This window comes from Bathymodiolus platifrons methanotrophic gill symbiont (genome assembly GCF_002189065.1).
In the GTDB taxonomy this organism is placed as follows: Bacteria; Pseudomonadota; Gammaproteobacteria; order Methylococcales; family Methylomonadaceae; genus Methyloprofundus.
The window spans coordinates 1-8,845 of sequence record NZ_BDMN01000313.1 but is presented as its reverse complement, the minus strand read 5'-3'; the positions used below and the strand labels follow the sequence as shown (position 1 = coordinate 8,845).

Here is an 8,845-nt window from a genome sequence, read left to right as displayed (position 1 = left end):
AATGGAAACTAAATATTACCTCTAAAATCTGCCGTAGTCCGTACCCTGATCTTTAAAGCCATTCTTTAACAGGGGATTTATTAACAATTTCAGCCCTTTAGTTTTTTTACAGCGTTTATTAACTCTATTTACGTAGAATCATGGCAATTTGAAGAAGATTATTGGTGATTATGACGGAGTTAATAATACACTTGTTTGTTTAACCTCGAAAAAATCAGTACAAATTCCAGTTATGGCCAAATTCGTTATAAAAACGTAAGCTAGTAAAAAGAAGGTGTTGAAGTGAAAAATGGGAAAAATAATTATTAATAACTTATAATTATCATATATACCCAAACGAAATCAAGATGCAGGTTATTTTATCTCGTCATCCCTGCATGCTTTTAGCAGGGATCTATTGAATGCACATGGATTCCCGATAAAACCCTCGGGAATGACGGCCGGGGTAATTCCTGCACCTTCAAGTAGCTTGGGTATAAAGCTATTTAGCTGTACATTATTTTTTAAGGCTAACTCATTGACTAATTCGACAACCACTAATTACCTGCGCCCCCCAATTACTGAGGCAGTTATTGAGGTAAGGGTTAATCACACATTGAAAGAAGAAAATGTAAACAAAATTGTTAAAAAGTTGCAATCCATTGACCCTAATAAATCAACTGTTAATAACCTATCTATAAATATAACGTCTCAGCCAGAAGGTGGCGACCAGTTAAATGTTAACTCACGGCCTGAGGCTTATCATTTGGTTTCTGATGACCAAATTAATATAGCAATAGTTTCATCCAATTCATTGGCGGTTTCTCAATTGGCTCCTTATCAAGGCTGGGAAGCTATCCACAAGAATTTTGTTGAAGCATGGAAAATATGGAAGAGGGTCTCTAGTTCACACCCCATTAGTAGGATTGGCGTAAGATACATCAATAGAATTGATATTCCACTTCAAGATGAAAAAAAAATTGATATTGAAGAATACCTTACCTTTAATCCCCAAGTCCCTATATTAAGTGACTTACCTATGGTTGCATATTTAATGCAGATTACACAGCCTATAGACAGCTTATGGTCAGTAAATATAACTTCTAAAGGCATTCAGTCGCCGTTAGTCAATAATTTGTCGTTACTTTTAGATGTTGATGTATTTAGAACTAAAGACATTCCTCTTAGCGATGAAGGTTTATGGGAAGCAATAAATGAGGCACGTAGCATTAAAAATGATATATTCGATAAATGCATAACTCAAAAAACTAAGGAGCTTTTCTACTAATGTCTCTCCAAATGATTGAAACCAATAGTCCATCTCAGTTTTCTAGCTCTATTGGGGGGGGGAAAGATTCACAAGAAATTGTTGATTTTAAAAAAAAATGGCTAGAAAATACTCATGCTCTTCATGAAGATTTTTCTTCACAAGAAAGAAAAAACCCCTCTCTTGAGGAGACTCTTTATGATTCTCGTGCTGATTGTAAAATAGAAATTTCAAAAGTAGCAATGCACCTTTCTGATAATTGGCGAAACGGTTTATTTAAACAACTAGATAGTTTGATGGATATTGATAATTGGGAAGATGATGATGCCCCCGTCACCCACAAATCATTTAGTACATTACTACGAATGCTAACACTTTTAAGGCCAGATTGCAGGCCAGGGCTTGGTTCTACAAGTAGTGGCAATATTATCGCTGCGTGGACAAAAGAATCATCCCGTTTAACAATTGAATGCTTACCTAATGATAAAGTACGCTGGGTGTTAAGTCATTTTATAGATAATATTCGTGAAAGCGCTGCTGGGGAAGCACATTTAACTCGGTTAAATATAGTATTGGCACCATATAACCAAAAACAGTGGTTTTCTGATTGTTAATGACCCTTAAAAAAAATTCTCCTATTCCTGATGATAACCACATTGCTCGCCACATTCCATGGAACAAGCTACGTAAAGATATGGATGACAATGTTCTTGGTGTTCTTGGTGAAGCTTTTAAATTAAAACCGAAAGAAAAATATCTCTCAGCTACTTTATTAGAGTATTTTCCTGGTACTTATACAGATCAAATAGAAAGTGTAGTTAGAGAGGTTAGAAAATACTATCATGTAAAACCTAAAAGCCACTTTGCGATTGGAAAAGTTGAGGATATTCATACTCTATGTCAAGAAAAAAGAAAGCTTAAACTGCGAATAGTCAGCTTTCCAACTACAACAAAACTGCTTGCTGATGGAGCTTCTTACAAAAACGAATCCCACGTCTCCGTTAAGCAGTTACCTCAAGATGATATGGAATTATTAGAGTTTCTCGCAACTGATGTTTGGAATTATTTAGTTCTTAATAGCTCTATTTCACCTTGAAGAAATTCCATGCCCAAGATAGCAATAAAAATATTTGGTATGTTAAATTGGCATCTTTCATTCCTCGGTTTACACTTATCAATAAATCCGCAGTGATATCTGGTATAAATGAATTCAACAAATTCAATTTATCTCACATAACTATTGACACCCTTGATATCAGCAGCTCCTCAATCATCATTTGATGATACATTTGAAAAACGACTCTTTACCCGCCGATCGGACCTGACAGAAGCCATTCGGCTCACTATTGCCAATACTGCATTAAATGCGATATTAAACGGCAGTTGGGGGATAATCACAGAGCTCTCAAAAGCCTATGGTATTTCCCGAACTTTTGTTTATTCGTTGGCAGACAGGTTAAAACAGCTTGGTCAGTTTCTTTTTAAAGATAAAACAACTGATCCTCAGGCTTTAACCCAAAAGCGAAAGCGGTCTATTGAGATGATGCTATCGATTCGCCTAGAGGGTTGTAGTAGCATTGGTCATGTTTCAACTGTCATGAAAAGGCAGGAATGCGACTTATCTTCCATCGGATCTATTAGCCAAACCCTATCGCGTATTGGCGGCTTGTTGCCTATGACGATTGATTCGCAGCAGACGCTTCAATACCTTGTTTTTGCGAGCGATGAAATCTTTTCAAAAACAACGCCTATTTTAGTGACTGTTGATCCGGTTCTGTCGCAAAAACCAAAAATAGCCTATTACCTACGATCATAAGATTTAATTTCACCCAAAGTAGGTTTGCATGCTCAACTAAAAATGGTGCTATTTTTTAAGTATTTTTTTTCCTGAACACCAGATCATACCTGGCTTATCCATTCAATTATCCCGATGAGTTGATAATATTTTCTCCTGCATAATGCTTTTTTCATGAGAGGCATAAAAACAGGTTTATAGCCGGTTTAACACAAATACTTATCGTTTGCGACAGAACCGCTTTTTTTACCCCCGCCCACAGGGCGCGGTTACCTAAGTTGTAATGTATTATTGGTCATCTTCGCAACACGATGATAGGTTTTCTAAAGCGTGGAAGGATGGTGGCGCGTATCTAGTGCAATTTTATTACCCGGATATTGTTTTTCACACCAGCCAAGCCGTTTCTTACAAAACGCGCCCAATACGGAATTTTTGATTACCGTGTTTGTGAGTCTCGCGCCTGATCGGGAGTAACTTTTCTGTTGGTGTTTATTAGATGTTGGGCAACTCCACATATTCGGCAATATGGAGCGTTAGTGCCCTCTAATGGCGTTTTTTACCGTCCACCCTTACCCATACTACCAAAAAAATACTTTTTTGGGCTTCAAACCCTGCGTGAGTTGTACGCGCTCCACATCCCTTTATAGTGACAGCCTAAGAGTGCATGGATGTACAGTAATGCTATATCTATGCGTGAACATTGCATAATAAAAAAGAGGGTTTTTATCTAATTATCTACATAGAAGGTAATCCGCAGTTACTCAGTACAGCATGAATCTAACAGGGGCTACGGGACCACCTTTGGCAAGCTATTGATTTTACTATGTCACCCCAAGCTGAACACCTTTTTTGACACTTGATAAAAATAGAACTCAGCCCCTACAGGAACAGACTTTAGCTGGCGCATATCCTAAGTATGCAGCTTTCCTTATATGACAAATATGAGGGTTTCTGACTGTAATTTCAAAGTATCGAGCTGTTGCTTTGTTGGCTCACTTTTACTAATCTGGAGTATCTTGCTAGGTTCTCTTTGTCTTTTACAGCCTTCTCCATGAAATTTACCTGATAATAATGGAGCTATCGCTTTGTTGGTCCTGGTCTCTCTCGCTGAAAATCAGGGAAACGGAGCCTAAGCGAAGTGATGATTTTTAGTCCGCGATAGCCGTAGGGCCGTTGTTTTGTCGGAGTCTGAGCGTTAGCGAAGGTGGAGACAAAATAAAAGGCCATCCGACACGGCGTCAAGTCATTTGGAGCCTATGTTCCGACCCCTTGTTGGGTCGGGACGAGGTGACGAGGACGAATCGGGGCCGCCGGAGGCATAAGTGGTCGCGTTAAGTTTTTGCTGCTTGCTTGGGCTGGGATGCCCAAAACAAGCTTTCGCAAAAATAGCGACTCCCCGACTTACATTCTATTCCGTAAACTTTCCAGATAGAACTCAAGTTGTGAGTTCATTTGTCTTTTGATCTTTAAATTTTAAAGAGTTTCGTTGGTAACAGAGGGAACAAAAATGTTCCCATTTTGTTACTTTTTTGTTACCTTGGAATACCCCGTGTTTAAAGGGCTGTAGCCTTTTTTTTAGGTCTAGGTAACAAAGTAACATCTTTTTTCAACTTCTTGGAAAATAATAGAAACTAGGTATATAAAATATATAAAAAAAGAGGTGTGATAAATATATATATAGATTCTGTGTGAATTTGGAATATTTTTGTTACCTGTTACCAAAACCCGCTAGGGCACGTGTGACGTGGCTTCCCATGGTAACAAAATTTACAGTGGAAAGTGTTACCAGACTCATCTCAGGAGAGAGGCTACTTTATGTAGCCTCTCTTAAGTTGGAGTTTTAGATCATCACCTTTATTGTGCTAGTCGTCTTCCGGTGTATCGAGATTCTCGGCAATCCTGACCTTTTTAAGCAGTTCCTCAGGAGACCCAATATGCCACCCTCTACTCTGCTTGACTACAGCCTTGGATTCAATCAATGATGTAGTTGATTTTCTAGATTTCTCAACAAGACCAAGTTTAGCCTTAAAATATATTTTTAAAGCTTCATACGAGACTTTGTCATATCCCGATCTATAATTATCCTTCCCCCATTCATTTAAAGCTTGCTTGAGGACTGACATGTGTATGTTTTCCGACCAGGGGGTTGCTTCAATTGAATCAGCCATAAGAAGATAGCCTCTTTCACACACCTCCATAAGGAATTTCGGAATCCAATCTAGCGAATGCAATCGTTGATTCCTGCTTTCATCTGTCTCCGGGAAGTCCTGATGATTAAACCCCTTTATATCGTAGGTTAAGAAATAGTCCAATAGCATAGAAAACACCTCATGATCTCTACTTGATTCATCATCACCAATTATTCCATACAAATTGTTGTAGTAAGCTCGGCTATCCGCTTTTTTCCCAAACTTATTTTTAACCTCAAGACAGAAAAACCTTCTTTGACTTGAGCTTGTTTGAATGACCCAATCATCATTTGCTGATAGTATGATTTTAAGACAATTCCTTATCTTAATCGCATCAACGCCCTTCCCCTCTATCATTAACGAGGTATCTGTCACCAATGATTTAAGTTTTGATTGTGCTTTTTTATCCCCATGATAAACCGCCTCATTCCCCGCAAGAAAAGCGCAGTTCATTAATTGATTGTTGAATTTCCCGGTTAAGTGATCGGAATCTTCAATAATCATCCCACTATTGCCCCACAAGTTTGCCAAAATAAGCCCCAGCGTGCTTTTGCCTGAACCCTCCACCCCTCTTAGGACAATAGCAGTACCGGCGGGAATATGTGGTTTCTGAAAACCTTTTGAAATCCAGCCTATAACGTAGCTGTAATACTCGTCATTGCCACCACAAACAACATCTTTGATGTAATCAAGAATCGGTTGTATTCGATTAATCTTGTAAGCCTTTCGTTCGTATCCGAATCCGCTCCATACATTAAGCTTGTCATTATCTCTATCAGAACCCCCAATTGTGGGATAAAACTCAATACCTTGTGAGTACTCTTTTCTATCGGGGCTGTTGCGCCATATAGCAGCCTTGCTAACCTTCGTATATTTTTTGTCATTGAGTACAGTAACAGTCTTGTTTGAAAAGAAGTTTTGGAAATCTGCGAACGTCTGAAAACTATACGTGCCATTGTCCATCAGCTTAGCAACTCTAGTCTTCCCACCCAGCGAAACGACTGCATACTCCTTGTTCATTTCGTCAACTAACTTCTTAATTCCTTCATCATCCAATGCCCCTTTACTATCTTGATTAGGCTTAGCACTCTTAGGCAGGTCGCCACTGCTAGCAGGCTTTTGCTTCTTTTCATCGGGATTAGGCTCCCAGCTAATTATACCATTACCCCAATCTGCCTTTTTGCGCCCTTTGCCATCGAATTCTCGCGCTTCGCCATCCGCGCAATCAATACGGTAAGCAATCTTACCATTAGGGTATTCTATCCTTTCGCACTCTTTGCTAGCCGCTTCCCCCCTGCGCTCTTTTTTCGCCTCTTCTTGTGCTAAACGTCTAGCCCTTTTCGTTTCTTTCTGACCTAAAATTTCAGCCTCTTCCTCTTCCTCTTCTTTTTCCTATTGCGCTCCTCTTGCCCATCCTTCTTGTTCTAAAAAGCGAGCCACCTCTGCTTTTTGGTTGGTTAAACGTCTACCCTCTTCTAGCCTCTGCATACGATCTTTTAGCTGTATTATATTATTCGTGTTTTTCAAATCCTCTGACAGGTCTGGATAATCTGTAGTCGTTAAATTATCAACATCTATCATTATTGCCCCCTTGTTGATATATACCTCGCTATCACTTGAGAAATAGCTAACTCTTGTGATCGCGTTGCTTGACTTATCTATCTTTAGGTCAAGCTTATCTTTAAAATATTTAGCCACATGCCCGAAAATGTTTTTTATATCAGCATCATTTCTAAAATTTGGAACGTGTATACCTATTTCCAATCCCCACCCGCTATATGAGATATAACAAAATCGCACAAAAGGGAGATCGGAAAGCCTTTTTTTGAGTTTATCGGCATCTTTTGGGTAGGGTAAATCATCTATACTGACAACAAAGGTGTTAGTACAGCTATCAGGTATAAAGTTCTCTTCGCTAATTGAACCTCTAAACTTCCCCAAAGGTGAAAAACACTCAAAGTGACTCTTATATTGTGCCATCCATCTTGCATCACCACTAGCCACAGCCTTTCTATATCGCGTTACAACTCTGCAACCATCAGTAGTTTTTTGCAATGCCTCCAGAACAGTGCAGGGGGTTATCTGTACCCTACCATCCGATTGCCACGATATGACACTGTCGAGCCATGAGGACTGTTCGCCTAAAGGTGTTTTTTTAGCAAGCTTTGGATTATCCGTTGTTGCGACCTCTTCCGAGGTTTTATTCTGTATCTTATTCATATCACTATATTTTTTTAAAAAATGTTATGCATCCCTAAAGAGATACGTTTTTTTATTGAAAAATACGCATATTTATGATATAATTTATGTGTTTAAGATTGGTTTTATCATGTGCGTATGTTGATTGTGAATTTAGTTTGTTCCTCCTTCATATTTTAAAATCGTTAATATTTGTAAACACTGAGTCCGTAAGGCTTCCCCGCTTTTGCAGGACTCAGTGTTTTAATGTCTTTGCGTTAAAAATAAAAGACTTCTGAATCTAATGGATTGATCTTTGAGCTTTCATCTTTGCTCAAGGGCGGCATGTAATAATCACGCCTTTTGTGAAGCACGCCAAGACCCTTTAATACCTGTTTTAAAGCAATCTGGTTCGCCCTGTTAGTTATGATACAATCAGGCAGCTCGTTGAGTATCTCGGTGCTGGTCATTTTCATTACTCTACTGCTAGAGGCATCCTCAAAATCAAACACTTCTAAAACAATATCTTTCAGTGACCTATTGTCCGGATGGCCTAGTATTTCAGTGCGTAAAACCTCTTCTTTTGATGTTAGCCACCACGGCACCCCATGTGTGTACTCGCGCCATATAAACGCCCACAGGTCTGTATAATCAAAATTAGCAACTCGCGGATAATCCAAACTATCTTTTGCAATAACTGGCAGGAATCTTCTGTCCCATTTAGTGCCCTTGGGTGGATACTCGCCCTCAACGGATGCCATACAAGATACATGCCTACGCATTATTGTAGAAGTTCTGGAGTAAGTTAGCCTTATTTCGTCCACCTCTTTTGCCAAAAATACTTTTAATGCTGGCAGTCCTTTTCCTTTTAATGCAGGGCCTAGGTCTACAATTTCAGGTATCCAACATCTCAAAATATTAAGCATTGAATCACTGTCTTTTGCATCAAACTGCGCCGATTCTCTTATATATTTATGCAGTTCAGTAGGGAGCAAGTATTTAATAAATGAGGATTTGTGAAGCCCATTATCACCGCCTAGCACTAGCACATTTTCGTATTTATATACTGAATTCGGGTGCTTGCCTTCATGTTTTGACATATCAGCAGCAGCGCAGCATTGGATTAACCACCTGTACAATGCGACCTTAACCCATTCTTTATCCTCAACCGGCAGATTATCAACCAGCTCATGAACAGGGTTGTTTGTCTTGCTGCGTTCGATGCCTGAAAGCCAATCCCTAACTGGGTTGATAACATTGCCCTTCACAATAGATTCCAACTGCTCGTCAACAATCGTCCGGCTGATCTCGTAGGCTCTACAAACACTTTTTGAGTACGCTATCAAGCCTTCCATATCATTGCCACCCGCTGTCAGCCCCGGACGGGATGATAGTCTCCAGAAGGCGCAGGGAAATTTGCCAATCCGAAGTGCGCGA

7 protein-coding genes are annotated in these 8,845 nt (G+C 39.4%); 4 read left to right on the top strand and 3 right to left on the bottom strand.

The window, feature by feature from the left end; translation table 11 throughout:
- Nucleotides 1-397: 397 nt before the first annotated feature.
- The 4 genes from CDZ78_RS16195 to CDZ78_RS16180 all read left to right on the top strand — a co-directional run bounded on the left by CDZ78_RS16195 (nucleotide 398) and on the right by CDZ78_RS16180 (nucleotide 3,062).
- Complete coding sequence (locus tag CDZ78_RS16195) at nucleotides 398-1,267, top strand: TIGR04255 family protein (protein ID WP_140414129.1); 870 nt, start codon at nucleotides 398-400, stop codon at nucleotides 1,265-1,267.
- Nucleotides 1,267-1,860, top strand: a complete 594-nt coding sequence (locus tag CDZ78_RS16190; RefSeq protein ID WP_087870921.1) for a hypothetical protein — start codon at nucleotides 1,267-1,269, stop codon at nucleotides 1,858-1,860. Before CDZ78_RS16195 ends, CDZ78_RS16190 begins: the two co-directional genes overlap by 1 nt.
- Nucleotides 1,854-2,342, top strand: a complete 489-nt coding sequence (locus CDZ78_RS16185) for a hypothetical protein (protein WP_140414127.1) — start codon at nucleotides 1,854-1,856, stop codon at nucleotides 2,340-2,342. The genes CDZ78_RS16190 and CDZ78_RS16185 overlap by 7 nt, the downstream gene beginning before the upstream one ends.
- A gap of 144 nt (nucleotides 2,343-2,486) precedes the next feature.
- Entirely contained in the window at nucleotides 2,487-3,062 is a 576-nt protein-coding gene (locus tag CDZ78_RS16180) for a hypothetical protein (RefSeq protein ID WP_140414126.1), read from the top strand.
- 1,841 nt (nucleotides 3,063-4,903) lie between these two features.
- Here CDZ78_RS16180 and CDZ78_RS16175 read toward each other — a convergent pair.
- The 3 genes from CDZ78_RS16175 to CDZ78_RS16165 form a co-directional block, all read right to left on the bottom strand.
- Nucleotides 4,904-6,286: a DUF5906 domain-containing protein gene (locus CDZ78_RS16175; RefSeq protein ID WP_087870918.1), complete on the bottom strand. Its 1,383-nt coding sequence runs from the start codon at nucleotides 6,284-6,286 to the stop codon at nucleotides 4,904-4,906.
- Between the two features lie 336 nt (nucleotides 6,287-6,622).
- A complete protein-coding gene (locus CDZ78_RS16170) occupies nucleotides 6,623-7,450 on the bottom strand; it encodes a BT4734/BF3469 family protein (RefSeq protein WP_087870917.1) in 828 nt (275 codons plus the stop codon).
- A 236-nt stretch (nucleotides 7,451-7,686) separates the two neighbouring features.
- Nucleotides 7,687-8,845: VapE domain-containing protein (locus tag CDZ78_RS16165; protein ID WP_211200776.1), on the bottom strand; the 1,159-nt coding region annotated here is incomplete at its 5' end.